The organism is Tenacibaculum litopenaei (assembly GCF_964514025.1).
Classification (GTDB): Bacteria; Bacteroidota; Bacteroidia; order Flavobacteriales; family Flavobacteriaceae; genus Polaribacter; species Polaribacter litopenaei.
This window is the reverse complement of the sequence record NZ_CAZEQT010000006.1, coordinates 1,279,827-1,306,343: the sequence shown is the minus strand read 5'-3', so window position 1 is coordinate 1,306,343 and position 26,517 is coordinate 1,279,827. Positions and strand designations below refer to the sequence as shown.

Here is a 26,517-nt window from a genome sequence, read left to right as displayed (position 1 = left end):
GGCTCACCTCTTACCATTCCGAACAGAGAAGTTAAGCCCATTAGCGCCGATGGTACTGCCACTGGTGGGAGAGTAGGTCGTCGCCTTTCTTTAAAAACCTCATTACATCCGTAGTGAGGTTTTTTTTATGTCAAAAAATATTGAAAACATATTTTTGTAAGGTATACAAAACCACTACGACGCTTTATTAGTAAAGAAAAGTGTTCTTTCAAATAAAACAGCACTAACCAAATCAAAATTTAATGAATCAGACTGATATTACTGAAGTAGTGTTGGAATGCATCTTGTTGGCTTTCCTCTTCATTGTAATTTTTTCTTTACTGGGTAAAAAGAAGCTGTTTAACACTCCTAAAAGCTGGTATTTCTTACAAACGTATTTTATAATACTCGTCTTGGAATCGATAGATCGTATTTATCATGTAGAGCACGGAGTGTATCTCCTGGATGAAAGTTATACTAACTTTTCGTTTGCAGATACCTTTTTCTTTTTGTTTTTGGCAGAAAACAATTTGATTCAAAAAAAATACTTTAGGACAATAATCATAGCGTATATACTACTGATAAACTTATTTTATCTAAAAGCATTTAGATGGTGGTTTCTCACTATTGACTACATTTTTAATGTCGCTTTATTGATTTATATTTTTAGGGCTTTAAATAAGTATTTAAAAGGGAAATCAAAGAGGTTTCTTATAACCAATCGCTTCATCACGAATTTTTCCTACGTTATATTATTTTTTATGGCGTTTTCTTATGTGACCTCGTTTTCTGTAAATACGCTACAACTATTTGTAACAAACTATCAGGAGTACGCGAATAGCATAAATATGGTAATCGTTCCTTTTTGGCTAATTACATTTTTGTATTTATTGCAATTTAAGGTAAGTTTTAGGTTCCGTGAAGTAAGTTCGTTCTTTTCATTAAAAAAGAAACCTAGAAGAAATGTTGTTCGTTTCACCGAAACTGAAGCGGAAACTTATAAGCTGGTGGTTCGTCATGTCCTGGAAAAAAAGAGCTATTTGAATTCCAAGTTGAATTTAGAATCACTTGCTATTGAAGTAGGGGTTAATGAGAAGTACTTGTCCAAGTTGATCAACCATTTTGCAGCCACCAATTTTAACGACTTCATCAATAAATTTCGATTGGAAGCGTTTAAGCAAAATTTAGAGAAAGAGGAGTTCCAAAATTACTCGATTCTCGGAATGGCCTTAGAAGCTGGGTTCAGTTCCAAATCGACCTTTTACAAAGCCTTTAAAAGGCATGAAAGTATCAGCCCTAAAGAGTATATAGAACGCGGTGTCTCCGTTAGTAATTTTGATAAAGAGTAGGGAAAAAGTTCCTCGATCGTTTTTATAGAATACGCATTACATTCATTTATGACTAGAATATCGTTTTTAAATTTACTTGAGATTATAAATATCATTTTTCTCGGAATGATTATGGTTATAACAATTAGTAATCGAAGTCAGTTTGATAGCAGGCGAGCAAGGCTGTATATGTTTTTGTATTTCTTTACTTTTTTCTTAGAGGCCATTGATTACTTGTTGCCAAAAGGAATTTTGAATTTCTACGAGTTTTCATTTTGCGATGTGTTTACCTTTTTGTTTTTTATTGAAGTTTTCAAACTCCCAAAAGTTCATAGCTACGGAATTGTCGGATTTAGTATTGGTGTAAACCTATTGTATAGTAAAGAATACGACGTGGTGCTAACTGCGGCTGATTTGCTGTTCAACTTTGGGTATTTGTTGTTTTTCTTATGGATTTTGTGGAACAAGGTAGCTAGGGCATCCAAACGATTTATAGTATTAAACCGCAATTTTATCTTGTTTCTGACGGTGTATTTAGTGGGAACGTTTATTTTTTACAGTTTGGTCATCGCAGAGACGCTATTGTTGGGATTTAAAGACGGTGATTTTTATTATTTTGATATCGCGTATTCATCGGCGCAGTTGTTGGTTTTCTTGTGGAGTTTTCAGTTTTTGATCTTTCAGAAACCCCTTTTGTTTTTTCGATTACCACGTTTTATAGCTCCGGCCGCTGAGTTTAGGAATACAGTAGAGAAGGTAGTAAAAACATGCCCTAAAGAGTATCGAGAGTTTCAACGTATTGTCCACCAAATAAAGCGAGAACACTTGTTTAAAAATTCTAAGTTGAGCATTCGTGACCTCGCTACTACGGTTGGAGTTCATTCAAAATATTTATCCAAATTGATTAACCAATTTACGGAAGGAAATTTCAATGATTTTGTAAATAGGTTTCGCGTCGATTATTTTAAGGAAGGTGTTGATGCTACTACTTATAAAAACTTTTCTATTTTGGGGATGGCACAAGATGCTGGCTTTAATTCAAAATCGACCTTTTACAAGGCTTTTAAGAAATTTGAAAATTGTAGCCCGAGTGAATATATTAAGTCCAAAGCTGCATAGCAATTTTGTAATGGTACAGTGCTTTTAAATTGCTGTTTTATGATTTTCATGATACCGTTCACTTTCCCAATCAGCTGTTCGCAGTGAATGTTCACCGAGGTAATAGTATAATTCTTTTTGGAACTTTCCAAGCAGCGATGCTAGAGGTATTGATCGTTGTACTAAGGACGAATAGAATACCTACCGAGATACCTTTTATAAAATCTACCGTTCCCTGCTTTGAGCCTATTTTAGGCTTGCACAGTTGTTTTGCAACACTGCTGTACATCCGTGGTTACAATGAAAGATGAATTGCATTAATTAGAGCAAACTAATAGACGTCTTAACACAACTGTTTGATGGGAAGTTTTTAAGGTTTTATTGTGGTCGTGAATTAGTCTCAAATACGGATTTAGGATAGGTATTATGAAACACCTATCGCACTGTTATCCTAGTTTTGCCCGTTCAATTAAACTAGAAAACAATGAGAAAATTAGTCGTAGTCGTATTTATGTTAGCAGGAATAACAGTGATGGCTCAGAAAGTAAATTTTGGTGTAAAGGCCGGACTGAATATAGCAAATTACAGCAGCACCAACCAGCCGAGTAATTTGAGTTCAAGGCTGGCGTACCACGTTGGTGTCCTTGCTGAAGTAACCGTAAGTACTGTTTTTTCGGTACAACCAGAAATCGTCTTTTCTAGCCAAGGTGTTACCAATAGTTTGGGGAAGGATGAGGCTACTGGTAAATATCAGTACTTGAATATTCCTCTAATGGCAAAATACTATATCTTCAAAAATATCAGTGTCGAAATGGGACCTCAAATCGGGTTTTTAACAGCGGCAACTATTACCGCGAAGGATGCACAAGGTAAAGAGACGGATATTGACGTGAGTAAAGCTTTAAATACGGTTGATGCTGGAATCAATTTTGGTTTGGGGTATAAATTAACCAACGGAATTAATTTTGTGGCTCGTTATAACTTAGGTTTAACGAATATTTCCAAAGCAAGGAGTACGAGTATCAAACAAGGGGTGATTCAGTTATCATTAGGATACAACTTTTAAGGCTTGATCAGATAAGGGGCGCCATTTGCGTTATACGGAACAGTATGTTTTGTAATAGAGCTCTCGTAGGTGGTTATCGCAATAACTAGTTACGAGGCTTTTGCATTGGGGAAAAGCATACGTGTTTTAGAAGCTCTTGAGCAGCAAAATTACGCATTGCTTCTCGGCATAGCGTACCGTCGTTAGAAAGTATCTTTTTTTGTACGAGAACTTGTATAATGTTTTTAAAAGGTTTCGAACCTAAGGTATACGAATTGAAGCGAAGGTCTTGTTTGGCAACGTAGAAGGAAATATACGAGTTGGGCCTTACAGAAATGGAACCATTGAAATTCTCAGAGATATAAATGAGTTCGTCTTCCGTATTTAAGGTATACACAAAGAGCTCACTTTGACTGCTGCTTATATCGTAGTGGTAGCTCGCTCGATTATTAATATAAATGACACCAGCTTCCAAGGCTACTTCTTGACCTTTGACGGAGGTGGTAGCGAATAGGCAAAAGAGCAAACTCATAATAATAGAGGTACGGACTAGCATAGCAATATACAGGTATTGTTTAAATTACTAAGGTAACAAAAGGAGAGTAAAGCGCAAAAAAAAACCGAAACACAAGTTTCGGTTTTGAGCGGGAGACCGGGTTCGAACCGGCGACATTCAGCTTGGAAGGCTGACGCTCTACCAGCTGAGCTACTCCCGCGGTAAAGCTTTTACAATTACAGACTTTAAAAAAAATTGAGCGGGAGACCGGGTTCGAACCGGCGACATTCAGCTTGGAAGGCTGACGCTCTACCAACTGAGCTACTCCCGCGGGTAAAGTCTTTGTAATTGCTTACTATGTATGTTATTTGAGCGGGAGACCGGGTTCGAACCGGCGACATTCAGCTTGGAAGGCTGACGCTCTACCAACTGAGCTACTCCCGCGGTAAAGTCTTTGTAATTGCTTACTATATATGTAATTTGAGCGGGAGACCGGGTTCGAACCGGCGACATTCAGCTTGGAAGGCTGACGCTCTACCAACTGAGCTACTCCCGCAGTAAAGCGGTGGCAAAGATAAAACCTTTTCTTGGATTGGCAAGTGTTTTTTTAAGTTTATTTTAAGCTAATTTTTAGGTTAAGGGATAACTCTCGTTAAATCAAAAAGTTATTGGGTGAGCTTTTTTTAGGTAAATTTTCATTTTATGAAACGAGGTGGAATATACACCAATTTTTGAGCTGTATTAAGAGATGATAAACTCGAAGAGTTGTAAAATAAAAAAGCAACTTCTGGTGTGAAGCTGCTTGGGTATTTAATAAAACTCATTGTCCTCTCGGAGTATTTTTACGAAATGAAATCCAAAAATTTCGAATCCTTCATTGTAGTAGAATTTGTGAGATTTCCTGTTTCCGGTGTAGGTGTTGAGTTCAATAGCTTCGCAACCTTTTTCTTTTGTGTATTCATAAATCCACTCGAAAAACTGTTTTCCTATTTTTTTCCCTCGGTATGAAGCGTCAACTACTACGTGGTCGGGCTCCACGCTTTTTCCGACGTAATGACGCACGCTGTACCAGAGTCCGGAGATCGCAATGAGTTTTTCGCCGTCATAGGCTCCTACGCATTCGTAGTTGGCATAGCAGACCATTTCGTGTAATCGCTGTATTAAAATGGCTTCTGGAGTTGTGGTGTTTACCACTTTTAGTAGGGGGAGTATCTGAGTAATTTCTTGATTGTTAATAGGTTTGAAGTGTAGGTTCATTGAAGACTAAAAATTATAATAGGGTTATGAAAAGAACTATGCGTTTTTCTTGTAATTTTGGAAGAAAGTTACTGCTAATTATTGTAAACATGAAGAGTTCTATTAAAAAAATATCCGCTGAAGCTACCTATGAGATTCGAAAAGAAGTACTTAGGAAAGGAATCGATTTGCCCTTTACTTTTAAAGAAGATTCCTTTGATACTACGCTGCATTTAGGTGCTTTTGTCGATGAAAAATTAGTGGGGATTGTCAGTTTAATAGCGAGTGCTAATCCGGAATTTGACATCGAGCAATATCAATTGAGAGGAATGGCTACTACAGTGGAGGTTCGAGGATGTGGATTCGGAGCATTATTGGTTGCTAAAGCCTGTGAATTGCTTAGAGCTCAAGGAATAACCATTTTGTGGTGCAATGCGAGAAAGGAGGCCACTAACTTTTATAAAAAATTAGGTTTTAAAGTAACAGGTAATGAATTCACTGTTCAAAAAGTAGGGCCTCACTATAAAATGTTTATTGAGTTATAAGTGGTTAAGGCCTAGCCTTAATTCGTTTGATACCATCAAATAAAAACCAACTCGCAAACAGTCCTCTTACTAAGCCAAACAGCCAAACGTTCTCCGTTTGATAGTTTAGAAATATTCGATACGATGCGGGTTGTTGTAATAAATTAAGCACCGTTGCAAGTGCAATCATAACCCCTATAAAAATATAGAGGTAAGGGAGTATTTTAGTCATTTAAAATAGGAATTTTAATTTGGTATACTTTTCTAGTTTTATTTTTTAAAAAGGTTTCACGCAACCACGGATTGACTAATTTCAGGTCTTTGTAGGTAACGTCGAACTTTTTCGCAAAACTCGCGATGTTTACGATAGCTGTATCCACGCGTACAGGATAAGTTTTAACGGGTTTATAAAGATCTTCTTTATCGAAAACGAATCCGTATTTTGCAGGATTAGACATAATTTCTTTAAGAGCGAGAATTCTAAAAATATACCTCGATGTTTCTTGGTTGAGCAACAAATCGTAGTAATCTGATACTTGCTGTTGAGCGAGTCGCTGAGAAATACGACCTCTACCAGCATTGTACGAAGCTGCTGCTAAGGTCCAAGAACCGAATTTGTTCTTAGCACTTTTTAGGTATTCCGCGGCTACTTTGGTAGAGAGTTCTAGATTGTAACGTTCGTCGACATTACGGTTTACTTCCAGTCCGTATTCGCGTCCGGTTTCTGGTAAAAAATGCCAATAACCCGCAGCTCCTTTACTCGAAGGAATATTGATAAGGGCGCTTTCGGCGACACATAAATATTTGAAATCGTCAGGTAAACCGTACTTTTCTAACAAGGGTTCAATGATGGGGAAAAATTTGTGAGCTCTTTTAATAAGGAGAATACCATTGGATTGCCAATAGGTATTGACCAGGAGTTCACGATCCATACGTTCCCGAATATCCGGACGGTTTAGTGGTACCAATTCACCGGCTAAATTCATGGTTTTGGGTAGTTTAACGGCCCTTATTTCGTAGTTTTCTGCCACGCTTTTTACAACGGGCTCTTTATCTTTACTAATGGTATTTATCAAAAGTGTAGCCATGCCGCCAATGGCCGCCACGGCTAGTAATCGTAGTGGTTTCCTCATGCTCCTTCAATTTAACTGTTCACGCCCTAAGTTAGCAAAAAACATTGCTTTTCTAAAATTTTTGATATGGTTTTTGCTTTATTTAAGATCATGATATGGGTTCCACTTTCAATCAAGATTGCATTGTCGATATTTTTTACTGGGAATATCTCATCCTTGTTTCCGTGAATGTGCACGATATCAGGAAGTTGTTCAGTTTGCGACCAATGCAATACATTGTAAATGGCCCAATCTAAGTAGCGCTCGTCTCGAAAGGAAAGATATAACTTGTAAAGCTCAGCTCGTTTTTTTAGGTAGTCGTTAAAAAAGTATTTCTCATAATCTTCAATATGTGAAACCATTTTTGACGGAAAAAGTTTATAGGCTTTTGTTTTCTGAGCTAGTTTAAGGCGCGTAGGCAATTCTTTATTTGATTTGATACTCGAAATAATAACTACTTTTTTTGTAGTGATTAACTTGCTCATTTCTTGCACCATGACCCCACCAAAAGAAACCCCAACTAAAATGGGGTCGGGGTGTTGTATTTGGGCACACATTCGCGCTGCGTATTCCGATATACTTTCTCGTGGAGTAGCTGGGAGTATCCAATTCAGATAATGCAATTCAAATTTTGATTCGTCTAAGTCGAGGTATTCAAAAATTTTGGTACTCGCAGCGAGTCCGGGTACAAAATAGATAACGTGTTTTGGCATTAATTAAAATATTTTCGCTGTAATAGCAGTCCTTCAGTATATTCGTGTAAAGCAATTAATGGATCAGGAATATCTTTCCAAAGGCGTATTTGAACCTGCTGATTTCTAACTTCTATAAAAGTACTGGATAAATCAGTAATCTTTGGGTCGTCGTATTTCTTTTCCATAGTGATGGCTTCCGTGGCGCTGAGGAGTGCTAGCAATTTATTCAACTCTTCATTTGTAAGTTGAAAGGTACGATTTCCTTTTTCAGTCACAAAATCGTCACCTTGATATTTTGCAGCTCCGTCCTTAAAAATACGAAATGTATAGACGGGGCAATCTCCGAAACACGAAGTTTTGCGTAAACTAATAAGGGTGTTTTTTGTTTCGTTAACGAGCTTTTCTAGTGTGCCTTTGGTTTGAGGTACTACTGTACTAAATTCATTACTTTGTAACAGGCGTTGCACCCAAGTTTCTCGCTGCCCATTAGGAGTAACTACGAGAGCAATACTTTTGTATTCTGGAGCTAAAGGGTTTGCTTTCCAGGTCAATCCACTATTGGTAATCAGCGCTTTTGCATCTTCTAAAGAGCTCCCAGTTTTGAGTTGTACTACGAGATTATTCGTTGTAGAAGGAGTAGTTTTTTCTAGGGGTTGTGTAGTTTTTGTTCCCTGTGGTGGTATGCTTTCTTCAGGATGTTCTACTGGCTTGTTTGGAGTTTCTTTTTTACTCGGAGTAATACAACTGCAAAAAAGCAGCAGTGCGATGGCAAAAATTGAATGTTTCATGATGTTTTTGATTGCTTGTTAGCGGGAACATGCCCGTCTTAAAATTACATCAATTTTTGCCGTCGTACAAATAGTTCATTCAGAACTAGCTATCGATTAAGAAGTGGATTAGACGAATTCAAATCGTACCAAACCATCTTCGTCAATTTTTGTAAGAGTTACTTCATGTAAGGTGTTTACAAGAGCTGGATCCCAAGGAGTTTTAACTTTTACGTAATTTTCTGTGAATCCGTGAATATATCCTTCTTTGTTTTCGCTTTCAAACAAAACAGTACGTTGTGAACCAAGTTGACTTTCGTAAAAGGCACGGCGTTTTTTAACAGACAACCCTCGGAGCATTTTACTGCGCTTGGTACGCACGTTTTTTGGAACAATACCATCCATCAATACCGCTTCCGTATTCGGGCGTTCCGAATAGGTGAAAACGTGTAAATAAGAAATGTCGAGTTCGCTCAAGTAATTGTAGGTCTCTAAAAACAGCTCATCGGTTTCTCCAGGGAATCCTACAATGACATCCACACCGATACAGGCGTGTGGCATGGTCTTCTTAATTTCAGAAACTCTGCTCGTATAGACCTTTTTCAAATAACGACGCTTCATCTTTTTTAAGAGTGTGTCGCTTCCCGATTGTAAAGGAATGTGAAAATGGGGAACAAAAGTATTTGAGTTCGCAACGAAATTTATGGTTTCGTCTTTGAGTAAATTCGGTTCAATAGAGCTAATTCTCAAGCGGTGTATTCCCGCTACATGATCCAAGGCTTGAACGAGCTCTAAAAAGGTGTGTTCGTGTTTCTTGTTTCCGAATTCTCCCTTTCCGTAATCACCGATATTTACACCGGTCAATACGATTTCTTTAATGCCTTTCGCAGAAATCTCAGCAGCATTTTTTAGCACATTGGCCAAAGTGTCACTTCTCGATATTCCTCGTGCCAGGGGAATGGTACAGTAGGTACATTTGTAATCACAACCATCTTGGACCTTTAAAAAAGCACGGGTACGATCACCGATAGAATAAGAACCGACATAAAAGTCTGCATCTTCTATTTCACAAGAATGCACTTCACCAATTTCGTTTTTTTCTAAATCGTTGATATAACTCGTTACGTTGAACTTTTCCGTAGCTCCCAATACGAGGTCCACGCCATCAACCGCAGCGAGTTCTTCAGGTTTTAATTGCGCGTAACATCCGATTCCGATGACAAAAGCACTATCGTTTTGTTTTAATGCCGATTTTACAATCGTTTTGAATCGTTTGTCGGCGTTATCGGTAACCGAACAAGTATTAATTACATAAACATCTGCTTTTTCTTCAAACTCTACACGTTCAAAGCCCTCGTTGACAAAATTACGGGCTATTGTTGACGTTTCCGAAAAATTTAGTTTACACCCCAATGTGTAAAAGGCTACTTTTTTATCTACATTCATGCTGTTCTGTTTACTTAATAAAAATCAAAAACGTTGCATAAGTCTTTAATTTTTTAGAAGTTCGTATCCACTAGTGCATTAGATTCTGGACTACTGGAATAGAAAGTGCAAAAGTACTTAAATTATGGAAATTTTTGAAACGGAACGATTATTAGTTAGGTTTCTGGAAAGTAGTGACTTAGAGGGGCTGCATGAAATGCAAAGCAACCCAGAAGTAATGCAATACGCTACGGGAAATGTAAAGACCTTAACTGAGCACGAAAAAGAACTTGCAAATTTAATAGCCAAATACGAGGTGCCTAACAATGATTTTTGGGTCTATGCTGTGGTAAACAAAGAAAGTAAGGAGTTTGTAGGGACTGTGGCACTCATTAAAGATGGTGAAGATGATGAGTTGGGCTATCGCTTTATACAACGTTATTGGGGACTGGGCTATGCGTCTGAGGTGTGTGGAGGTCTGATAGCGTTAGCAAAAGAACGAAGCATTCCAAAGTTGATAGGCTATGTAGTCGATGTAAATATTGCATCGTCGAAGGTGCTTGTCAAATACGGTTTTACTGCGGTAGGACAGCAATTATGTGAAGACATAGGATTACCTGAAACTAAATACGAACTTATATTATGACCGATAAAGTAAGAAGTGTACCGTATTATGCGGTTATTTTTACTTCCCAGTTAACTCAAGAAAACGAGGGATATGAAGAAATGGCTGAACAAATGGTCGCTTTAGCAAAGGCACAAGCCGGCTTTCTAGGGATGGACACTGCTCGCTCAGCATTGGGAATTACCATTTCGTATTGGGAAAGTTTGGAAGCCATTAGCAGTTGGAAGCAACACTCAGCCCATATGATGGCTCAGGAAAAAGGAAAGAATACCTGGTATCAACAGTATGAGGTAAAGATTTGTAAAGTAGAACGAGAGTATTCATTTAATTCATTACGATAATATGTACGCGGTATTGACTAAGATTTTACGTAAGGTGTTCAAAGAACACACAATATTTAAGTACGGATTTAATATTTCTCCCATGTATCGGAGATCAACTGGTAGGGTGATAGCTGTGACGGAAGACTTGTTGACGGCGAAGGTTAAAATTCCTTTGAGTATAAAAAACAGAAACTACGTCGGATCTATTTTTGGCGGAAGTTTATTTTCGGCAACAGACCCAGTGTTTATGATTCAACTCATCCATATTTTGGGGGATGCCTATGTGGTTTGGGACAAAGAGGCTACCATACGCTTTCGCAGACCTGCAAAAACAGATGCTTATGTGGTGTTTTCATTCAGTGAATCTGAAATTGAAACTATAAAAAAAAGGGTAGCGGAAGAGCGAGAAATAGACCTAGTCAAGGAAATAGAGATAACGGATACGTCAGGGGATATTGTATATGCCCAAGTTGTTAAAACAATTTACATTGCAGACAAAGAATACTACAAAAATAAAAGAAAGACTAGGAAAGCTGTCTAGCATCGGGAGTTTGATATTGCTGTTGAGCTGTTCTAAAACGGTAAAAAAGTATGATGATACAGCGGTTTTTCGTTATAATGAACATGCTAATATAACTTCGTTAGATCCGGCTTTTGCAAAAGATCAACGCAATATTTGGGTAGTACAGCAGTTGTTTAACGGTTTGGTTTGCCTGAACGATTCTTTGGAAGTGGCTCCTGATATCGCTAAGCGATGGGAAGTGTCTGAGCAAGGAAAGCGTTATACTTTTACTTTAAAAAAAGGAGTCTTTTTTCATAAGCATGCTGCTTTTGGAGCGTCGGAAACCCGTGAAGTTCAAGCGGCGGATTTTGCCTATTCTTTTGATCGTTTAACGGACCCTAAAGTAGCCTCTCCGGGGCGTTGGGTGTTACAGCAGGTAGCTGACTACAAGGCGGTGAATGATAGTACTTTTCAAATTCGTTTAAAGCAGGCGTTTCCACCTTTTTTAGGTTTGTTGGCCATGAAGTATTGTTCAGTGGTTCCAAAGGAAGTGGTGGCGCAAGAGGGAGACGAATTCCGTGCTAACCCCATAGGTACAGGACCTTTTTATAAGAAACTATGGGTAGAAAACACCAAGTTGGTGCTCCGTAAGCACAAACAGTATTTCGAAAGGGATTCTGTGGGGCAACAACTTCCGTATTTAGAAGCTGTCGCCATTACATTTTTGCCGGACAAACAGAGTGAATTTTTACAGTTTATTCAAGGGAAGCTCGACTTCATGAAAAGCTTGGACGCCTCCTATAAAGACGATTTGCTGGCCCCTGATGGGCAGTTAAAAGAAAAATACCGCGCAGCGATAACTATGCAAACGGGCGCCTATTTAAATACAGAGTACTTGGGCTGCTTTGTAGAAAAAAATAGAGGAGGAGCCATACAATCGAAGAAAATTCGACAGGCAATCAATTATGGTTTTGACCGCGTTAAGATGATTCGTTTTTTGAGAAATGGAATTGGAAGTCCAGCGGTACACGGTTTTGTTCCGAGAGGACTGCCTTCGTTTAACGGACAACGCGGATATGATTACCAGCCTGATAAGGCACGGGAACTCGTTGCGGCCTATAAATCGGAAACTGGTGAACAGGAAGTAAAAGTAACGGTGACGACAAATAGCAATTATCTAGATATTTGTGAATATATTCAACGAGAACTGCAAAAGGTTGGAATAGAAGTAGCTGTTAATGTTGTGCCTCCTTCGGCCTTACGACAGGGAAAAGCGAATGGTAAACTACCTGTATTTCGCGCGAGTTGGATTGCCGATTATCCGGATGCCGAGAATTATTTGTCCTTGTTTTACAGTAAAAATTGGAGTCCAAACGGACCGAACTATACGCATTTTTCAAACGATACGTACGATGTATTGTACGAGAAAGCCATTCGAGAACCGAGAGCAGAAGAACGCTACCTCTATTATCAAAAAATGGATAGTATCATTATTGATGAAGCACCAGTGATTCCGCTGTATTACGATCAAGTAGTTCGTTTTACACATAAGAATGTAAAAGGGGTTACGGTCAATCCTATTGATCTGTTAAAGTTAAAACAGGTTTACAAGCTTCCCAAGTAAGGGGTTTTAGGAGTAGCCCCCCAAATTTTTATCCAAGCGTTCAAGCATACTGACAATACGTTTGGTTTGAGTCGCTGTTGTTTTGGCTTCGTAAATCCAATCGATAGAGGCTTTTTGTAGGGTTTTAGGAGTAAAACCCCAAATTTTTATCCAAACGTTCTAGCATACTGACAATGCGTTTGGTTTGAGTAGCTGTCGTTTTAGCTTCGTAAATCCAATCGATGAAGGCTTTTTGTTGTCCTTGGGGAAGGTTGATAAAGTTTTGATAGCAGTGCTTCGGTTCTTGTCGGAAACAAGCGATGATTTCTTCGGGAATGACTGTTTTAGATTCGTCGATGTAAATAGAAAGTTGTACAGTGTCTCCTGCCTCTTTGTTTATATTCTTGCGAATGCTCGCTTTTACGGGTAAAAAAAGACTGCCGTCACCAAAGGGGAGTAGTTTGTGCTGAGTGAGCGATACGGTATCAATGTGACCGCTTACCGTTACCCAACCAAAGGGATTTTTCTTATTGGGAGAAATTTCAGGAACTCGTATATACGTCCATCCTCCTTTTCCCGGGAATTTTTCAAGTTGGCAGTGCTTGTCAAGTGTAGTCTTTAAAACAGTCATGGTATATTATTAGGTAGCAGGAATTCACAAGCTAGTGGGCGTTGCTTGAGAAATAAAAAAGCAATCTGAACAGATTGCTTTTTGGTTATTTAAAAAACGAGTTCTTTAAGTTTATTTCCTATGGATTTTTTAATGTCTTTCGGATAGCTTCGATTCCCGTGGAACACGTCGGCCATGGCTTCGCTAAACTGCTGTCCGTATTTTTTTAATAAGATGTTGCGCAGGGTTTTTTGTTCGTAAAACCACTTTGAGAGCCATTCCCCAGTACGAATTTCTGGCAATAAGTTGGCTTCTAGCTTTGCTGCGTACAAGTCAGTTGCCAGGGAGGGAGCGCACTTGCTTTCAATGATTGCTTCGGCTACCAATTTTCCACTGTAGATGGCATTGGAAATTCCTTCAGCGGTAATAGGATCAGCAAAGCCAGCGGCATCACCGATAAGAAAAACGTTGTTTTTAACAAATCCATCTGTTCTCGGGCTTACTGGTATTTGGAATCCAAATTGTTTTTCGTGAACCACCTCTTTAATGCCTAACATAGTCAAGTATTCTTGGTAGTATTGTTTGAGGTTAATTTTAGTTCTCCTCGCAGAAGCAACGCCTATAGATAGGTGATTTTTTTTGGGGAAGCTCCATGCATAGCCATACGGAATGGCATCGATATCAAAACGAACAACTTTAGACAAGCGTTCAAAATCCTCTGCATTGACAGCTACCTCATATTCTAGAGCTGGAATCAGTTTGCGAGTATCTTCTTTCCATCCCGCCATTTTTGCTGTAGGGCTCAAGGCTCCATCGGCAGCAATGACAAAGGTGGCAGAGAAGTTTCCTTTGGTCGTTTCTAAAACTACGGTCTCTTCTTTGAAATCCAAACTCTTCAATTTGGCTTCTGTAAGCAGCGTAGCGCCGAGTTCTTTCGATTTTTCAGTGAGCATCATATCGAAAGAATCTCTCATTATCATGCTAATTGTCGGGTCTTGGCGTACGGTTTTAAAATGTAAGCTCTTACCCAAGTGAATATCGACTTGATGAAATTCTCTTTCTACTACTGTACTGATATCAAAAGGAAGGTCTTTGCGACCGCGGTAAACAAAACCACCTCCACAAGTTTTGTATCTCGGTAGAGTTTCTTTTTCTATTAGTAAGGTAGATATTCCTTGCTTTGCTAAGTGAAAAGCAGTAGAGGCTCCTGAAGGGCCACAACCGATAACGGCTACGTCGTAATGTTTCATAGATTTTAGTTTATCCAGTTCTAAAAGTACTAATTTTGACTAGATATTACCAATTCATACGAGACATTATAGGATAGTGGTCCGATAATTTTACTTGATTAAAGGTTTTAAAATGATTGACAGTACTGGATTTATCCGATAAAATAAAGTCGATTCGCATAGGATATAAGTATCTGAAGGTTTTTCCCATGCCAATACCTCGTTCTATAAAGGCATCCTTTCTGTCTTTCGATAATTGTTTATAGACCCATGAATACGCCGTGTTGTTAAAGTCACCACAGAGTACTTCTTTTCCCGTCCAGCTATTCTTATGGCTTAGCACTTGGAGGGTCTGATTGCCCTGCTTTTTAAATCCATTGGCCAATCGCTTCAGAAGGCGTTCTGAATTTTGTTCGCCAAAATTTTCTTTTTTAGGATTTATCTTCAGTGATTCTAAATGAACATTATAAATACGTATGGTATCTTTTTGTTTAACGATATCTATGTAAATACAGTTGTTAGCACTGTCTTTAAAATCGAGTGAACCCGAATTGATGATGGGAAACTTGGAGTAAATTGCAAGCCCAAATTTATCTGATTTTGACTTCGTTTTTACGTACTTAAACGGTAACCTAATATTGTTGGTGTTTGACTGGTAGTATTCCTGTAATGCCAAAACATCAGGTGATTGATTATTGACAAAATCGTATATCTGTTGTTCAATGGTACTGTCTTTATTCCATCCGTAGTAATTGAACATACGGACGTTAAAACTCATCACCTTTAAGTCGTCAGTTAAAATGAGCTCTTGATTGGAAAATTTAATCAAAGGAGGTGCCATAAACCAACCCAAAAGGAGGACTACACCGGACAGCAAGGTGTTTTTGTGTAATTTGATAAGCCAGTAAATAACAAAGCCCAGATTGAGCAATACCAGCAAGGGGACGAACAAGCTAACGATGGTTAAATACGGAATTCCTACCGGTGAAATATAAGGTAGAAAGTACGACAATAACAAGGCTGTCGCCAAAACTGAATTGATAAAAAATAAAAGTGAGTTGAGTATAGAAAATTTTTTCATTTAATTTTTTCCTTGTTTAAAGAGAAACTCCTTTTCCTCCGGACTCAGGGTTTCGTATCCCGATTTACTGATTTTATCTAGGATGGCATCAATTTCTTGCTGCGTTTTAGATTTGCTTCGTGTACGGTAGGTACCACTCGGCTTTTTACCAGAGTTATACACCGTTTTCAATGGGGATTTTTTCTTTTTCTTAAAGAGATTTCCAAAAGATTGGAACAAGGTGATTTCTTTATTACTGGCGTAGTATACGTAGAAGAAACCAAAAAGGGCTCCTCCTAAATGGGCCAATCGTCCTCCAGTATTGCCGATGGGTAGCTGAATGAGATCGAGTACCATCCAAATAGCTGCGAGTATCCACAGTTTTACAAATCCAATTAAAGGGATTTTAACCTGATAATTGGGCAGGTAGGTAGCGATACCGATAAAAATCGCGGTAATTCCAGCAGAAGCACCGAGTAATATACTGCGTTGTACCTCTATCTCAAGTGCAGGGATGCTGTTGTACATCAGTAAAAACAGCGCACCTCCAAACGTAGTACCCAAAATGTAGAAGTTGAGTAGCTGTTTTGAGGTAAAATACTGTTTAAACAGATTTCCAATAAAAAATAGCGAGACGAGATTTAAAAATAGATGGATAAAATTTTCGTGCAAAAATCCAAAACTCAGGAGTGTCCACGGTTTTTTTAAGAGTTCATCCAAATCGGCAGGGAGTGCCAGCCAATCAAATAAAATATTTTCTGTGTTGAACAAGTGCGGACTCAGACGCCCTGATAAAAAGGTAGTAATGAATACGACGAGGTTAATGTAGATTAGTTTTTCAACTATTCCAGCGTGTTTGAACCTGTATTTTATTGTATCGACGATATTCATGGACTCGGGGTTTCTTTTAGGCGATATTACAATTGTCTAAATTGATTTTGTTTCCAATACCAAGCGATTAAAAATCCGATAAGTGCCCCACCTAAATGCGCAAAATGAGCGACATTTCCAATGGAGTATTTGGTGACACCGAAAAACAAATCTCCCAACAACATGATTGGAATGAAATACTTTGCTGCGATAGGTACCGGGAAGAAAATCAAGGCGAGTTTTGCATTCGGAAAACTCATGGCAAAAGCGACCAATACACCGTAGATGGCTCCTGAAGCTCCGACGGCTACTGAAGGCGGATTTCCAGAAAGGTAATTGACTAAAGTGTAAATTAGGGCGGCACCGATTCCTGCTGAAAAATAAAAAAACAAGAACTTTTTACTTCCCCACATTTGTTCTAATACAGACCCAAAAGCCCACAATCCATACATGTTAAAGAGGATGTGTGCAAAATCACCGTGCATAAACATATGGGTGACAAATTGCCAAGGTTGAAAATATGGATTTCCAATGTTGAACAGCGCAAAAAGCTCCAACATTATATCGTGCATGTTAGGCAATACATAGGTAGCAAGAAACAGTAGTACATTGACAAAAATCAAATGTTTTATGGCATCTGTTAATCTCGGCATGGTATAGTTGTTTGTTTAAATCAGATACTTACTAGCGCAAGCTAAATTTAAGTAATCTTTTTTGTTGTAAAAATTATTTATTTGTTAAAAATACCATCAATCTCTTGTAAGGTGAGTGTTTTAAAAATAGGCTTACCTAAAGGAGACGTGGTAGGTTCTTTACAAGAAAACAAGTTGTTTACTAAGTTTTCTTGCTCCTTACTACTCAAGGAGGTACCGGTTTTGATCGCTAGTGATTTGGCAAATGATTTTGCCATGACATCAAAGTGGCTAAAACTGGCATCCGGAACTTCCATCTGGATGTCGTCGAGTAATTGTTCAAGAATGAACGTGATTTGACTTTCCGTTATTGAGGTTGGAATTCCACGAATCACGACACTCTCTTTGGTGAATTCTTCAAACATAAAGCCGGCACTTTCCAAATCCGCTTTGATGCTGTAAATAATTTCGATATCCGATGATGGAAAGGAAATGGATACAGGAAAGAGTAATTGCTGACTACTCGCTTCTTTCACCGTGATATTTTCCAAAAATTCCTCGTAGAGCACGCGTTGGTGTGCCAAGGACTGATGGATGAGTACAACACCTGATTTGATGGTACTCAACAGGTACTTTTTTTGTATTTGAAAGGTTTTCCCAGTTTCTGTTTCTCGCGAATCATCAAACAGGGGCTCTTGATAGGTCGACTCAAAGAGTGGAGCACTCGAAGTAGGCTCTGAGCTGCTCATATCCGTATACAGTGCTTCCCATTGTCCAGGATCCTTTTTATAGTTACTCGTAAAACTCTTAGGAGTGCTTGGAGTAGGACTACTCGATCCTGTTTTTGGAACTGCTGGTGTACTTTTTGGTGGCTCACTCGTAGTTTCAGGAGTGAAGCTACTCGGTTCTGTTTTAAACGGATTAAAATTAGGATCCACCGTAATCGGAGGTACCGAAGGCTGATCTTTTTTGCTGTAATCGTACGGTGTGTCAAAGGTGGAATTTCGATCGAAATCGAGTGGCGCAATAGTATACTGTCCTAAGCCGTGTTTTACAGTGGCTCTTAAAATGGCGTATAGGGCCTTTTCATTATCGAATTTGATTTCCGTTTTGGTCGGATGTATATTGATATCGATACTCGTTGTCGGTACTTCTAAAAACAGAAAGTACGACGGGTGTGACCCGGCATCTAACAACCCTTCAAAAGCGTTGACTACTGCGTGATTGAGGTAGGAGCTCTTGATAAAACGATTGTTTACAAAAAAGAACTGCTCACCGCGTTTTTTCTTAGCAAACTCGGGTTTGGCTACAAAACCGCGAATGGAAACCAAATCGGTTTGTTCTTCGATCGGAACTAGCTTTTCATTCATTCTCGTTCCAAAAACGGCTACGATGCGTTTTCTGAGATTGCTTTTTCGAAGGTGGTAAACCTCGTTGTTATTGTGGTGTAATAAAAAGGTGATATCGGGATGTGCAAGGGCTACTCGCTGAAATTCATCCACAATATGACGTGTTTCTATTGTATCCGATTTCAAGAAGTTTCGTCGGGCAGGAATATTGTAAAAAAGATTTTTTACAGCAATGCTCGTGCCTTTAGCTGCCGAAACACTTTCCTGCGAGCTCACTTCACTTCCTTCTATTTTTATAAGGGTACCGAGTTCCTGATCTTCTTGCTTGGTTTTTAACTCCACATGTGCAATGGCCGCTATGGAAGCTAGTGCTTCTCCGCGAAATCCTTTGGTGTGCAAGTTAAAGAGGTCCTTAGCATCCTTTATTTTTGAAGTGGCGTGGCGCTCAAAGCACAAACGCGCATCGGTAGGAGACATTCCCTTACCGTCGTCAATTACTTGAATAAGCGTTTTACCTGCGTCTTTTAAAAGTAGTTTGATCGAGGTTGCACCAGCGTCGATGGCGTTCTCAATCAGTTCTTTTACTACAGATGCGGGGCGTTGTACAACTTCTCCAGCAGCTATTTGATTGGCTACGTGATCAGGTAATAATTGTATGATATCAGACATTAATTAATTTCTTGATAAAAAGATTGAAAGGTCAAAGTCAATAATCCATAAAAAAAGGAAAACTAAGATGGCGATGATGATAACAATCGTTTTGTTAAAGCCTCCGTATTCGGAATTTTTAAATTCGTTAATAGCGGTATCAAATTTTCCTTTAATTGACTTCTTTTTACCTACCGTGACTCTGTGTTCATCAAACTTGTGTTTTATTTCATAGGGATTGCCATCCCCTTTGTAATATTTTGGTTTGTATTCAAACTTTTTATTTTCTCTTTTGATAAACTTCATAATGTAGGTATTTATCCGAGTACGTGCAAAAATCACACCATACCCTAAGAATTCAAAGTTACAGAATAAAAGAGAGGTGGTCAAACAATATTGTTAAAATGGCAGTGAAGCGCATAAAAAAAGCCAAAAACACGTTGGGTGCTTTTGGCTTTTTGAAGAACTTGAACTCCACAGGTTAAAATCCTACGGTAGTTTTTGTACTTTTTATATTTTTTAAGGCGGCCATTTTTACGGCTGCTACAGCACATTCAATTCCTTTGTTTCCGAGTTTACCTCCTGATCGATCAATAGATTGCTGTTTGGTATTGTCTGTCAATACACAAAAAATAACGGGAACGTCTTGAGCAATGTTTAAATCTACAATTCCCTGAGTCACTCCTTCACATACAAAGTCGAAATGCTTGGTTTCACCTTGGATAACATTTCCTATAGCGATTACGGCATCTAGTTTTTCGGTTTGTATCATTTTTTTACATCCGTAGACTAATTCAAAGCTTCCTGGAACCTCCCAAGACACGATGTTTTCTGCAAGAGCACCACAGTCAATTAAAGTGTCAACGGCTCCTTGGTGTAAGTTCTTTGTAATTTCAGGATTCCATTCTGAAACAACAATCCCAAATCGAAAAGATTTCGCATTTGGGATTGAAGCTTTATCGTAATAAGATAAATTTGTTGTTGCCATAAAGTAAGTTTGCCTATTGTAAGGCCTTCATGTTATTGTGCGTATTTCGCACTGTTAATATATTTTTCGATATCTCTTCCCTGATCAGAATCAGCGAAGTCTTTTTTAATCTGTGCAAATAAAGTTTCTGCTTTACTGTATTTTTTCAAATTCATTGCTACTTGTCCAGCTTTGAATAAGAATAAAGGCGTTGTAAAGTTATTCTTCTTTAAGTTAGCTGCTTTTTGATAGTAATCTAAAGCGTCTTCTGGTTGATCGATATCTGCAAAAGCATCTCCAATAGCACCTAAGGCTGTAGGTCCTAATAAAGCATCGTCAGAAGAAAAATCACTCAAGTACTTGATAGCATTTTTGTAATCTTTCATTTTTAAGTAAGAAATTCCTGCGTAGTAGTTCGCGATATTTCCTGCTTTCGTTCCGCTAAAGTTAGAAGCGATGTCGATAAAACCGTATTTTCCATTCACACCACCCTCGAGTGCTAAGGTGTACAATGAATCAGCTTTAACTCCTGCAGAAGTAGTTGCTTCGTCAAACAATACTCTTGGATGAGCCAATTCGTTTGAAGCAGTTTTCTCTGTAGGTACGGCGATAAGTTTGTTGTAGGCTAAATACCCTAAAATAACAACGGCAACAGCTACCAATCCGTAAAATAACGGCTTGCTATTGTTCTCTATCCATTGCTCAGATTTGTTAGCAGCATCGTCCAAGTTATTAAACACTTCCGCAGTGGTGCTTTGTGTTTCGTCAAACGTTTCTTCTACCTCTTGAACAATCTTCTCTTTTTTAGGTTTATAACCTCTTTTTTTGTATGTAGCCATAATCGCTTAAAAATTAGTGCCGACAAAAATAGTTTTTTTAATTGGATTTTAAAAACGGATTTTTCGTAAAATTTTCAATATTTTGCGCTACCTTTTTAGAAAGCTATTTTTACATGTACTTGCAGAAGATTTCGTTAGTGAATTTTAAGAATATAGAATCCCAAAGCTTCAGCTTTGAAAAAAAGATCAATTGCTTTGTGGGGAATAATGGTGTAGGGAAAACGAACGTGCTGGACGCTATCTATTATTTGTCTTTTGCTAAGAGCTATTTCAATGCTATTGCAGGGCAAAACATCCGTCATGGAGAAGATTTTTTCGTGATTGAAGGGGAGTATGAAATACGTAATCGCACGGAAAAAATAGTCTGTTCTTTAAAACGAGGACAAAAAAAGGTGCTAAAGCGAAACGGCAAAGCCTACGATAAGTTTGCTGAGCATATCGGGCAACTTCCGTTGGTAATCATTTCACCTGCGGATCGAGATTTGATAGTGGAGGGGAGTGAAACACGCCGAAAATTTATCGACGGAGTGATTTCTCAGCAGGACAAAAAGTATTTGCAAACGCTGTTGTCGTATAACAAGGTGGTAGCACAGCGAAATGCCTTGCTAAAGTATTTCGCAGCGAATAGGACCTTTGACGAATTGAATCTTAAAATTTACGACGAGCAGTTGATAACACTCGGTACGGAAATTTATCAGAAGCGATTGTTGTTTTTGGAAGAATTTGTGCCTATCTTTAACGAGAAACACCGAGTAATTTCGGGAGGAAATGAGCAGGTCAACTTAAACTACAAGAGCCAGTTGCACGACGCGGAATTTGAAGCCGTGTTGGCAAAGAGTCTGGAAAAAGATCGCTTAGTACAATACACTACTGCTGGGGTACACAAAGACGATTTGAGCTTTGAAATTACGGGGTACCCAATTAAGAAGTTTGGATCACAAGGACAGCAAAAATCGTATTTAATTGCATTAAAATTAGCGCAGTTTGAATTTATAAAAAAGCAGGCAGCGCTTACACCAATTTTATTATTGGATGACGTTTTTGATAAATTAGATGAGCAACGCGTCGCACAGATTATTGATTTGGTACACGAGGAAGAATTCGGACAAATCTTCATTACAGATACGCATGCAGATAGAACGGAAGAAGTTATTAAAAAACATAATTTAGAGTATCAATTGTTTCACTTGTAGTGAACGAGGTTTTATAATTTAGTTATTAGGAGGGGTATGGCGAAAAGAGAAAATGACAGCTTTGCAATCAAAGATTTAATGGGAGAATTTATTCAGCAAAACAACCTGAATAAAGGATTTCAGAAAATACACATAGAAGAAGCTTGGGATAAGCTGATGGGAGCAGGTGTGGCGTCTTATACCGATGAGGTGCGCTTGAACAACGGAACGCTGTTTGTTCGGTTAAAATCGTCTGTACTTCGTGAAGAATTAAGCTATGGAAAAGAAAAAATTGTCAAGATGCTCAACGAAGAAATGGGAGAGCCCTTGATTAAAAAAATACTTTTGGTTTAGGTATAACGAACAAAAAATACAGCGATAAAAAAAACTCACTAGCGGACTAGTGAGTTTTTTTATGTGTTGCGTCAAAACGATGCTTAGAACATCTCTCTTCCTGAGAAATGGAAAGCTCCTTCGATCGCTGCGTTTTCGTCAGAATCTGAACCGTGAACCGCGTTTTCTCCGATAGAAGTAGCGTATAGTTTACGGATAGTTCCTTCAGCAGCTTCTGCTGGGTTGGTAGCACCAATTAACGTTCTGAAATCTTCTACAGCGTTGTCTTTTTCTAAAATAGCTGCAACAATTGGACCACGAGTCATGAATTCAACTAACTCTCCAAAAAATGGACGCTCACTGTGGATAGCGTAAAAAGTTTCAGCATCTCTCTTAGTCATTTGAGTTTTTTTCATCGCTACGATTCTAAATCCTGCAGCGTTGATTTTTTCTAAGATAGCCCCAGAGTGTCCGTTCTCTACAGCATCTGGTTTGATCATTGTAAATGTTCTATTTGTTGCCATTTATATTGTTCTTCTTTAATTAAAATCGGCGCAAAAATACGGTTTTTAATGTTATTCACAAGTTAAGGATAGATTTGTGTGAATTCTTGTTGTTTTTTTTGCTCGACACCGTTCATGGAAAACCGTAGTTGTAAGCGGTCAAAATCAATGGTAATGAGCCCGTAACTGCGTTCATGAATGACCTTGCCTTTTCTGTAGGTGTTGGGCTCTCCTTTGAATTTAGTATAGGCATGGGTTAGTCCACTCGAGGTAAAATCAATCAGTGGGTAGGGAAGTTTGTCTGAGGTGTATACCGAAAATTCAGAAATATGACGATCGCCGCTCAGGAGCACTACACGTGTGTTACGAGCTTTTTCAATAAGGTTGTGTAGGCGTTTTACTTCCTGCGGAAAGTTTGCCCATTTTTCAAATCCGTGTTCCGAGGATAAGAATTGTATGCTGGTCACAATAAAGGTAAACGTGTCGGTTGTGCTTAGAAGTTCTTCGGTTAACCATTCCCATTGAGCACTTCCTAGGATACTTTTATCGGGGTCCGATGACGGACCGTAGCGATGACCATGGGTGCCGGGCGTTAAATCATCGCGAAAATAGCGGGTGTCCAAACAGATTATTTTGACACTTCCTTTGGGGTGTTTAAATTGTTTGCTGTAGTAGATTCCCGCTCGGTTTCTACGGGAGTCATTTTTAGGCACTCTCAGAAAATCCAAAAACAACTGCTGACTTGCTGCTCGTTGGGTATAGTGTTTTCCAGCGTCGTTCTGACCGTAATCATGATCGTCCCAGGTACCTTCTATAGCAGTGTTTTTTTGTAATGTTCCATAGGCGGTATTTGAGGTTACTTCCTCGTAAAAGCGCTGCATTTTGCGCATGTTCTTCGTGTCGGCATAGATGTTGTCGCCACCCCAAATCCATACATTGGGTTGTATGCGATTCAAATCGTTCCAAAAAGGGTTTGGTAAACGTTGGTTATTACAAGATCCGAAGGCGATGGTGAAATCGGATTTTTGTGAACTCATCTGTAATGTTTGTAGCAGAATTAAGACTGAGGAAAGAAGTTTCGTAAATTGTTTCATGAGCGTATTAATAAATGATTACGAAGAAACAAAAAGGAATCGATAGAAAGATTAATAGAAGTTTAATTTGTATCTTCGCCACTTATGATTTTAAAAAAATTCGAAGAACTTAAGTCATTTTTATCACAACCTCGAAATGTGGTAATCATAGGGCATAAAAATCCCGATGGAGATGCTGTAGGGTCTACCTTAGGGTTAAAACACTACCTCGATAAAAAAGGGCATACCGCTCAGGTATTGATGCCCAATGAATATCCTGATTTTTTACATTGGATTCCAGGTTCAGAAACAGTATATCGTTTTGACCGTCAAAACAACCAATCGGTAAAAGCTTTAAAAAGGTCGGATATCGTGTTTTTGCTTGATTTTAATGCGCTGCATAGAGTTGGACAGGACATGAAAAACACGTTGGAGCAGTATCCTAATGATTTTGCATTGATAGATCATCACCAACAACCCGATGATTTTGAATACATGTATTCGGATACTAGCATGTCATCAACCTGTCAAATGGTGTATAATTTTATCGAAATGATGGGCGATGTCGACATGATTGACGAAGCGATAGCCACCTGTTTGTACACGGGGATTATGACGGATACGGGATCGTTCCGATTCAGATCTACCACCAGTCGAACACATCGAATCATTGCTGATTTGATAGACAAAGGAGCGAAAAATGACCGTATTCATAGCAATGTTCACGATTCAAACAGTCAAAGTAGGTTGTTACTTCTAGGAAGAGCACTCAGTAATTTACAGGTGTTGCCGGAATACAAAACCGCTTTTATTACCATTTCAGATCGTGAAAAGCAAGAGTTTGCCTATCAAAAAGGAGATACAGAAGGAGTAGTGAATTATGCATTGTCATTAAAGGACATCGTATTTGGTGTCATTTTTATTGAAGATGTAGAACAGGGGATTATTAAAATATCCTTTCGATCGAAAGGGAGTTTTTCTGTAAATCAATTTGCGCGAAACCATTTTAGTGGAGGAGGTCACGACAATGCTGCAGGAGGTAGAAGTGAATTGTCAATGACGGATACTATAGAAAAGTTTAAAGCGTTATTACCACAATATGAAACCGACATACAAACCTCTTACAATCAGTAATATTTTTCTTAGTTTTGGACTGTTGTTTCTGGTGGCTTGCCAAGAACCGGTTCCTAGACGACCGAAGAAACAAGGAAAGCAGCACTTCTACAAAGAAGTTATTCGTGAGAATAAAATGCTCAATACGAAACAAAAACAACGTATTGCCAATTGGATTGCAAAAGATACCTTGCACCAATACATCGAAAGTCCGAACGGATATTGGTATTACTTTGCCGAGAAAGACTCGTTGGCAACGCAGTATCCCAAACTCAATGATATTGTACTCGTTGAGTACAAAGTGGCCGATTTATTTGGGAATATGATTTACGATACACAAAAAAGAGCGTATAAGATAGACAAGGAAGACTTTATTCCTGCTTTGCAAGACGGTATCAAAAAAATGAAAAAAGGAGAGCGTGCTGTATTTGTTATACCGTCCTATAGTGCCTACGGAATTACAGGTGACGGTGATAAAATTGGAGTACATCAGCCCCTGTTGAGTGAGGTGACCTTACTCGATATTAAAACAGAAGAAAATAACAACGATAAAACAGATTAATTAAAATGAAAATAACCAAATTTTTAGCAGCTGCTGCAGTAGGATTGACGATTGCTTCATGTAGCAATCCGGGACAAGTAAAAGAGAAGAGTTCGTTAAATTCAGAGATCGATTCGTTGAGTTATTCTATTGGTCTTGATATGGCCAATAAGATCAAAGCGAACTTTAAAGAAATGGATCACGATTTGTTTGTACAAGGATTCCGTAACGGTATTGATTCAACCAACTTGCTTATCGAAAGTGCTGAGGTAAACAATATCATTCGCGCTTATTTCCAAAAGCAGCAAGAAGCTAAAATGAAAGAGTTTCAAGAAGAGCAACGCAAGAAAGCAGAAGCTGAGTTTGGTGAGTACAAAAAAGAGAATGAAAAATTCTTAGAAGAGAACAAAAAGAAGCCAGGAGTAAAAACTACTGCTAGCGGATTACAGTACGAAGTAATCAAAGAAGGTGAAGGAACACAACCTACAGCGGAGGCTACGGTAAAAGTACACTATCACGGGACCTTGATTGACGGAACTGTATTTGACAGTTCAGTGGAGCGTAAAGAACCTATCGAGTTCGCTTTAAATCGAGTGATTAAAGGATGGACAGAAGGATTACAATTAATGAAGCCGGGAGCTAAATACAGGTTCTACGTACCACAAGAATTAGCTTATGGAGCAACTCCAAGACCAGGAGGGAAAATTAAACCTTTCGCGGCGTTAATTTTTGACGTTGAATTATTGGAAGTTAAATAATTGAAAAATTTTAAAGGTAAATAGGTTAGTGAGCGCTAACCTATTTCTTTTTTTTAATCATT

At 38.6% G+C, this 26,517-nt stretch carries 32 protein-coding genes, 4 tRNA genes and 1 rRNA gene; 14 read left to right on the top strand and 23 right to left on the bottom strand.

Translation table 11 applies throughout. The features are described from left to right. The 4 genes from rrf to ACKTS5_RS14670 form a co-directional block, all read left to right on the top strand. Nucleotides 1-89 (top strand): 5S ribosomal RNA (rrf, locus tag ACKTS5_RS14685); the annotation flags it as partial. Between the two features lie 651 nt (nucleotides 90-740). After that, nucleotides 741-1,328, top strand: a complete 588-nt coding sequence (locus ACKTS5_RS14680) for a helix-turn-helix domain-containing protein (protein WP_408044627.1) — start codon at nucleotides 741-743, stop codon at nucleotides 1,326-1,328. 48 nt (nucleotides 1,329-1,376) lie between these two features. Beyond that, a complete protein-coding gene (locus tag ACKTS5_RS14675) occupies nucleotides 1,377-2,426 on the top strand; it encodes a helix-turn-helix domain-containing protein (protein ID WP_408044626.1) in 1,050 nt (349 codons plus the stop codon). A 463-nt stretch (nucleotides 2,427-2,889) separates the two neighbouring features. Then, on the top strand, nucleotides 2,890-3,471 hold the full coding sequence (locus ACKTS5_RS14670) for a porin family protein (protein ID WP_408044625.1): 582 nt from the start codon (nucleotides 2,890-2,892) through the stop codon (nucleotides 3,469-3,471). 85 nt (nucleotides 3,472-3,556) lie between these two features. Here the strand turns inward: ACKTS5_RS14670 and ACKTS5_RS14665 are convergent, their stop codons facing one another. The 6 genes from ACKTS5_RS14665 to ACKTS5_RS14640 form a co-directional block, all read right to left on the bottom strand. Next, nucleotides 3,557-4,006 (bottom strand): hypothetical protein, encoded by a 450-nt coding sequence (locus ACKTS5_RS14665; protein WP_408044624.1) that lies wholly within the window; start codon nucleotides 4,004-4,006, stop codon nucleotides 3,557-3,559. An 87-nt stretch (nucleotides 4,007-4,093) separates the two neighbouring features. After that, a tRNA-Gly gene (locus tag ACKTS5_RS14660) sits at nucleotides 4,094-4,166 on the bottom strand. Nucleotides 4,167-4,204: 38 nt separating this feature from the next. Next, nucleotides 4,205-4,277, bottom strand: a tRNA-Gly gene (locus tag ACKTS5_RS14655). Nucleotides 4,278-4,317: 40 nt separating this feature from the next. Beyond that, nucleotides 4,318-4,390 (bottom strand) — tRNA-Gly (locus tag ACKTS5_RS14650). Between the two features lie 39 nt (nucleotides 4,391-4,429). Then, a tRNA-Gly gene (locus tag ACKTS5_RS14645) sits at nucleotides 4,430-4,502 on the bottom strand. A gap of 254 nt (nucleotides 4,503-4,756) precedes the next feature. Next, on the bottom strand, nucleotides 4,757-5,203 hold the full coding sequence (locus ACKTS5_RS14640) for a GNAT family N-acetyltransferase (protein ID WP_408044623.1): 447 nt from the start codon (nucleotides 5,201-5,203) through the stop codon (nucleotides 4,757-4,759). A gap of 26 nt (nucleotides 5,204-5,229) precedes the next feature. On the opposite strand from ACKTS5_RS14640, the gene ACKTS5_RS14635 reads away from it, so the two are divergent. Beyond that, the gene (locus ACKTS5_RS14635; RefSeq protein WP_408044622.1) at nucleotides 5,230-5,727 is read left to right on the top strand and encodes a GNAT family N-acetyltransferase; all 498 of its coding nucleotides are present in this window, start codon (nucleotides 5,230-5,232) and stop codon (nucleotides 5,725-5,727) included. 4 nt (nucleotides 5,728-5,731) lie between these two features. Here the strand turns inward: ACKTS5_RS14635 and ACKTS5_RS14630 are convergent, their stop codons facing one another. The 5 genes from ACKTS5_RS14630 to mtaB all read right to left on the bottom strand — a co-directional run bounded on the left by ACKTS5_RS14630 (nucleotide 5,732) and on the right by mtaB (nucleotide 9,726). Continuing rightward, on the bottom strand, nucleotides 5,732-5,938 hold the full coding sequence (locus ACKTS5_RS14630) for a hypothetical protein (protein ID WP_408044621.1): 207 nt from the start codon (nucleotides 5,936-5,938) through the stop codon (nucleotides 5,732-5,734). Next, entirely contained in the window at nucleotides 5,931-6,839 is a 909-nt protein-coding gene (locus ACKTS5_RS14625; RefSeq protein ID WP_408044620.1) for a lytic transglycosylase domain-containing protein, read from the bottom strand. Before ACKTS5_RS14625 ends, ACKTS5_RS14630 begins: the two co-directional genes overlap by 8 nt. 26 nt (nucleotides 6,840-6,865) lie before the next feature. Continuing rightward, entirely contained in the window at nucleotides 6,866-7,531 is a 666-nt protein-coding gene (locus ACKTS5_RS14620; protein ID WP_408044619.1) for an alpha/beta hydrolase family protein, read from the bottom strand. Further along, nucleotides 7,531-8,301, bottom strand: coding sequence for a DUF6438 domain-containing protein (locus ACKTS5_RS14615; protein WP_408044618.1), 771 nt, complete (start codon nucleotides 8,299-8,301; stop codon nucleotides 7,531-7,533). Before ACKTS5_RS14615 ends, ACKTS5_RS14620 begins: the two co-directional genes overlap by 1 nt. 108 nt (nucleotides 8,302-8,409) lie before the next feature. Next, nucleotides 8,410-9,726, bottom strand: coding sequence for a tRNA (N(6)-L-threonylcarbamoyladenosine(37)-C(2))-methylthiotransferase MtaB (gene mtaB / locus ACKTS5_RS14610; protein WP_408044617.1), 1,317 nt, complete (start codon nucleotides 9,724-9,726; stop codon nucleotides 8,410-8,412). A 124-nt stretch (nucleotides 9,727-9,850) separates the two neighbouring features. On the opposite strand from mtaB, the gene ACKTS5_RS14605 reads away from it, so the two are divergent. The 4 genes from ACKTS5_RS14605 to ACKTS5_RS14590 are packed head-to-tail and all read left to right on the top strand — an operon-like array spanning nucleotide 9,851 to nucleotide 12,779. Continuing rightward, on the top strand, nucleotides 9,851-10,351 hold the full coding sequence (locus ACKTS5_RS14605) for a GNAT family N-acetyltransferase (protein WP_408044616.1): 501 nt from the start codon (nucleotides 9,851-9,853) through the stop codon (nucleotides 10,349-10,351). Further along, the gene (locus ACKTS5_RS14600) at nucleotides 10,348-10,671 is read left to right on the top strand and encodes an antibiotic biosynthesis monooxygenase family protein (protein WP_408044615.1); all 324 of its coding nucleotides are present in this window, start codon (nucleotides 10,348-10,350) and stop codon (nucleotides 10,669-10,671) included. Before ACKTS5_RS14605 ends, ACKTS5_RS14600 begins: the two co-directional genes overlap by 4 nt. Nucleotide 10,672: 1 nt before the next feature. Further along, a complete protein-coding gene (locus ACKTS5_RS14595; protein ID WP_408044614.1) occupies nucleotides 10,673-11,194 on the top strand; it encodes a DUF4442 domain-containing protein in 522 nt (173 codons plus the stop codon). Further along, nucleotides 11,142-12,779 carry an ABC transporter substrate-binding protein gene (locus ACKTS5_RS14590; protein WP_408044613.1) on the top strand — a complete coding sequence of 546 codons (1,638 nt, stop codon included), beginning with the start codon at nucleotides 11,142-11,144 and terminating at the stop codon, nucleotides 12,777-12,779. Before ACKTS5_RS14595 ends, ACKTS5_RS14590 begins: the two co-directional genes overlap by 53 nt. A 6-nt stretch (nucleotides 12,780-12,785) precedes the next feature. Here the strand turns inward: ACKTS5_RS14590 and ACKTS5_RS14585 are convergent, their stop codons facing one another. The 10 genes from ACKTS5_RS14585 to ACKTS5_RS14540 form a co-directional block, all read right to left on the bottom strand. Beyond that, nucleotides 12,786-12,875 carry a hypothetical protein gene (locus ACKTS5_RS14585; RefSeq protein WP_408044644.1) on the bottom strand — a complete coding sequence of 30 codons (90 nt, stop codon included), beginning with the start codon at nucleotides 12,873-12,875 and terminating at the stop codon, nucleotides 12,786-12,788. 28 nt (nucleotides 12,876-12,903) lie between these two features. Beyond that, the gene (locus ACKTS5_RS14580; protein WP_408044612.1) at nucleotides 12,904-13,389 is read right to left on the bottom strand and encodes a DUF1905 domain-containing protein; all 486 of its coding nucleotides are present in this window, start codon (nucleotides 13,387-13,389) and stop codon (nucleotides 12,904-12,906) included. An 89-nt stretch (nucleotides 13,390-13,478) separates the two neighbouring features. Further along, complete coding sequence (locus ACKTS5_RS14575) at nucleotides 13,479-14,618, bottom strand: geranylgeranyl reductase family protein (protein ID WP_408044611.1); 1,140 nt, start codon at nucleotides 14,616-14,618, stop codon at nucleotides 13,479-13,481. 46 nt (nucleotides 14,619-14,664) lie between these two features. Beyond that, on the bottom strand, nucleotides 14,665-15,678 hold the full coding sequence (locus tag ACKTS5_RS14570; RefSeq protein WP_408044610.1) for an endonuclease/exonuclease/phosphatase family protein: 1,014 nt from the start codon (nucleotides 15,676-15,678) through the stop codon (nucleotides 14,665-14,667). After that, complete coding sequence (locus tag ACKTS5_RS14565; RefSeq protein ID WP_408044609.1) at nucleotides 15,679-16,548, bottom strand: rhomboid family intramembrane serine protease; 870 nt, start codon at nucleotides 16,546-16,548, stop codon at nucleotides 15,679-15,681. It abuts the gene before it with no gap. Between the two features lie 26 nt (nucleotides 16,549-16,574). Beyond that, nucleotides 16,575-17,180, bottom strand: coding sequence for a rhomboid family intramembrane serine protease (locus ACKTS5_RS14560; protein WP_408044608.1), 606 nt, complete (start codon nucleotides 17,178-17,180; stop codon nucleotides 16,575-16,577). A gap of 77 nt (nucleotides 17,181-17,257) precedes the next feature. Next, the gene (mutL, locus tag ACKTS5_RS14555; protein ID WP_408044607.1) at nucleotides 17,258-19,177 is read right to left on the bottom strand and encodes a DNA mismatch repair endonuclease MutL; all 1,920 of its coding nucleotides are present in this window, start codon (nucleotides 19,175-19,177) and stop codon (nucleotides 17,258-17,260) included. Nucleotides 19,178-19,180: 3 nt separating this feature from the next. Beyond that, nucleotides 19,181-19,462 carry a riboflavin synthase subunit beta gene (locus ACKTS5_RS14550; protein ID WP_408044606.1) on the bottom strand — a complete coding sequence of 94 codons (282 nt, stop codon included), beginning with the start codon at nucleotides 19,460-19,462 and terminating at the stop codon, nucleotides 19,181-19,183. 175 nt (nucleotides 19,463-19,637) lie between these two features. Beyond that, nucleotides 19,638-20,144, bottom strand: a complete 507-nt coding sequence (gene ribH / locus ACKTS5_RS14545; RefSeq protein WP_408044605.1) for a 6,7-dimethyl-8-ribityllumazine synthase — start codon at nucleotides 20,142-20,144, stop codon at nucleotides 19,638-19,640. 32 nt (nucleotides 20,145-20,176) lie between these two features. Beyond that, on the bottom strand, nucleotides 20,177-20,962 hold the full coding sequence (locus ACKTS5_RS14540) for a tetratricopeptide repeat protein (RefSeq protein ID WP_408044604.1): 786 nt from the start codon (nucleotides 20,960-20,962) through the stop codon (nucleotides 20,177-20,179). A 113-nt stretch (nucleotides 20,963-21,075) separates the two neighbouring features. Here ACKTS5_RS14540 and recF point away from each other — a divergent pair, with 113 nt between their 5' ends. Both recF and ACKTS5_RS14530 read left to right on the top strand, forming a co-directional pair. Further along, nucleotides 21,076-22,155, top strand: coding sequence for a DNA replication/repair protein RecF (gene recF, locus ACKTS5_RS14535; RefSeq protein ID WP_408044603.1), 1,080 nt, complete (start codon nucleotides 21,076-21,078; stop codon nucleotides 22,153-22,155). 36 nt (nucleotides 22,156-22,191) lie between these two features. Then, entirely contained in the window at nucleotides 22,192-22,488 is a 297-nt protein-coding gene (locus ACKTS5_RS14530) for a DUF721 domain-containing protein (RefSeq protein ID WP_408044602.1), read from the top strand. An 83-nt stretch (nucleotides 22,489-22,571) separates the two neighbouring features. Here ACKTS5_RS14530 and ACKTS5_RS14525 read toward each other — a convergent pair whose 3' ends face one another. After that, nucleotides 22,572-22,991 carry a nucleoside-diphosphate kinase gene (locus ACKTS5_RS14525; protein WP_408044601.1) on the bottom strand — a complete coding sequence of 140 codons (420 nt, stop codon included), beginning with the start codon at nucleotides 22,989-22,991 and terminating at the stop codon, nucleotides 22,572-22,574. Nucleotides 22,992-23,053: 62 nt separating this feature from the next. Then, complete coding sequence (locus tag ACKTS5_RS14520; RefSeq protein ID WP_408044600.1) at nucleotides 23,054-24,007, bottom strand: alkaline phosphatase D family protein; 954 nt, start codon at nucleotides 24,005-24,007, stop codon at nucleotides 23,054-23,056. Nucleotides 24,008-24,148: 141 nt separating this feature from the next. On the opposite strand from ACKTS5_RS14520, the gene ACKTS5_RS14515 reads away from it, so the two are divergent. The 3 genes from ACKTS5_RS14515 to ACKTS5_RS14505 are packed head-to-tail and all read left to right on the top strand — an operon-like array spanning nucleotide 24,149 to nucleotide 26,455. Then, nucleotides 24,149-25,177, top strand: a complete 1,029-nt coding sequence (locus tag ACKTS5_RS14515) for a DHH family phosphoesterase (protein ID WP_408044599.1) — start codon at nucleotides 24,149-24,151, stop codon at nucleotides 25,175-25,177. Beyond that, a complete protein-coding gene (locus ACKTS5_RS14510; protein ID WP_408044598.1) occupies nucleotides 25,143-25,718 on the top strand; it encodes an FKBP-type peptidyl-prolyl cis-trans isomerase in 576 nt (191 codons plus the stop codon). Before ACKTS5_RS14515 ends, ACKTS5_RS14510 begins: the two co-directional genes overlap by 35 nt. Before the next feature lie 5 nt (nucleotides 25,719-25,723). Then, nucleotides 25,724-26,455 carry an FKBP-type peptidyl-prolyl cis-trans isomerase gene (locus tag ACKTS5_RS14505; RefSeq protein ID WP_408044597.1) on the top strand — a complete coding sequence of 244 codons (732 nt, stop codon included), beginning with the start codon at nucleotides 25,724-25,726 and terminating at the stop codon, nucleotides 26,453-26,455. The last annotated feature ends 62 nt before the right edge of the window (nucleotides 26,456-26,517 follow it).

Coding starts and splice junctions, on each gene's coding strand:
- ACKTS5_RS14680 (WP_408044627.1), top strand. CDS start 741: ATGGCGTTTTCTTATGTGACCTCGTTTTCTGTAAATACGCTACAACTA.
- ACKTS5_RS14675 (WP_408044626.1), top strand. CDS start 1,377: ATGACTAGAATATCGTTTTTAAATTTACTTGAGATTATAAATATCATT.
- ACKTS5_RS14670 (WP_408044625.1), top strand. CDS start 2,890: ATGAGAAAATTAGTCGTAGTCGTATTTATGTTAGCAGGAATAACAGTG.
- ACKTS5_RS14665 (WP_408044624.1), bottom strand. CDS start 4,006: ATGCTAGTCCGTACCTCTATTATTATGAGTTTGCTCTTTTGCCTATTC.
- ACKTS5_RS14640 (WP_408044623.1), bottom strand. CDS start 5,203: ATGAACCTACACTTCAAACCTATTAACAATCAAGAAATTACTCAGATA.
- ACKTS5_RS14635 (WP_408044622.1), top strand. CDS start 5,230: ATGAAAAGAACTATGCGTTTTTCTTGTAATTTTGGAAGAAAGTTACTG.
- ACKTS5_RS14630 (WP_408044621.1), bottom strand. CDS start 5,938: ATGACTAAAATACTCCCTTACCTCTATATTTTTATAGGGGTTATGATT.
- ACKTS5_RS14625 (WP_408044620.1), bottom strand. CDS start 6,839: ATGAGGAAACCACTACGATTACTAGCCGTGGCGGCCATTGGCGGCATG.
- ACKTS5_RS14620 (WP_408044619.1), bottom strand. CDS start 7,531: ATGCCAAAACACGTTATCTATTTTGTACCCGGACTCGCTGCGAGTACC.
- ACKTS5_RS14615 (WP_408044618.1), bottom strand. CDS start 8,301: ATGAAACATTCAATTTTTGCCATCGCACTGCTGCTTTTTTGCAGTTGT.
- mtaB (WP_408044617.1), bottom strand. CDS start 9,726: ATGAATGTAGATAAAAAAGTAGCCTTTTACACATTGGGGTGTAAACTA.
- ACKTS5_RS14605 (WP_408044616.1), top strand. CDS start 9,851: ATGGAAATTTTTGAAACGGAACGATTATTAGTTAGGTTTCTGGAAAGT.
- ACKTS5_RS14600 (WP_408044615.1), top strand. CDS start 10,348: ATGACCGATAAAGTAAGAAGTGTACCGTATTATGCGGTTATTTTTACT.
- ACKTS5_RS14595 (WP_408044614.1), top strand. CDS start 10,673: ATGTACGCGGTATTGACTAAGATTTTACGTAAGGTGTTCAAAGAACAC.
- ACKTS5_RS14580 (WP_408044612.1), bottom strand. CDS start 13,389: ATGACTGTTTTAAAGACTACACTTGACAAGCACTGCCAACTTGAAAAA.
- ACKTS5_RS14575 (WP_408044611.1), bottom strand. CDS start 14,618: ATGAAACATTACGACGTAGCCGTTATCGGTTGTGGCCCTTCAGGAGCC.
- ACKTS5_RS14570 (WP_408044610.1), bottom strand. CDS start 15,678: ATGAAAAAATTTTCTATACTCAACTCACTTTTATTTTTTATCAATTCA.
- ACKTS5_RS14565 (WP_408044609.1), bottom strand. CDS start 16,548: ATGAATATCGTCGATACAATAAAATACAGGTTCAAACACGCTGGAATA.
- ACKTS5_RS14560 (WP_408044608.1), bottom strand. CDS start 17,180: ATGCCGAGATTAACAGATGCCATAAAACATTTGATTTTTGTCAATGTA.
- mutL (WP_408044607.1), bottom strand. CDS start 19,177: ATGTCTGATATCATACAATTATTACCTGATCACGTAGCCAATCAAATA.
- ACKTS5_RS14550 (WP_408044606.1), bottom strand. CDS start 19,462: ATGAAGTTTATCAAAAGAGAAAATAAAAAGTTTGAATACAAACCAAAA.
- ribH (WP_408044605.1), bottom strand. CDS start 20,144: ATGGCAACAACAAATTTATCTTATTACGATAAAGCTTCAATCCCAAAT.
- ACKTS5_RS14540 (WP_408044604.1), bottom strand. CDS start 20,962: ATGGCTACATACAAAAAAAGAGGTTATAAACCTAAAAAAGAGAAGATT.
- recF (WP_408044603.1), top strand. CDS start 21,076: ATGTACTTGCAGAAGATTTCGTTAGTGAATTTTAAGAATATAGAATCC.
- ACKTS5_RS14530 (WP_408044602.1), top strand. CDS start 22,192: ATGGCGAAAAGAGAAAATGACAGCTTTGCAATCAAAGATTTAATGGGA.
- ACKTS5_RS14525 (WP_408044601.1), bottom strand. CDS start 22,991: ATGGCAACAAATAGAACATTTACAATGATCAAACCAGATGCTGTAGAG.
- ACKTS5_RS14520 (WP_408044600.1), bottom strand. CDS start 24,007: ATGAGTTCACAAAAATCCGATTTCACCATCGCCTTCGGATCTTGTAAT.
- ACKTS5_RS14515 (WP_408044599.1), top strand. CDS start 24,149: ATGATTTTAAAAAAATTCGAAGAACTTAAGTCATTTTTATCACAACCT.
- ACKTS5_RS14510 (WP_408044598.1), top strand. CDS start 25,143: ATGAAACCGACATACAAACCTCTTACAATCAGTAATATTTTTCTTAGT.
- ACKTS5_RS14505 (WP_408044597.1), top strand. CDS start 25,724: ATGAAAATAACCAAATTTTTAGCAGCTGCTGCAGTAGGATTGACGATT.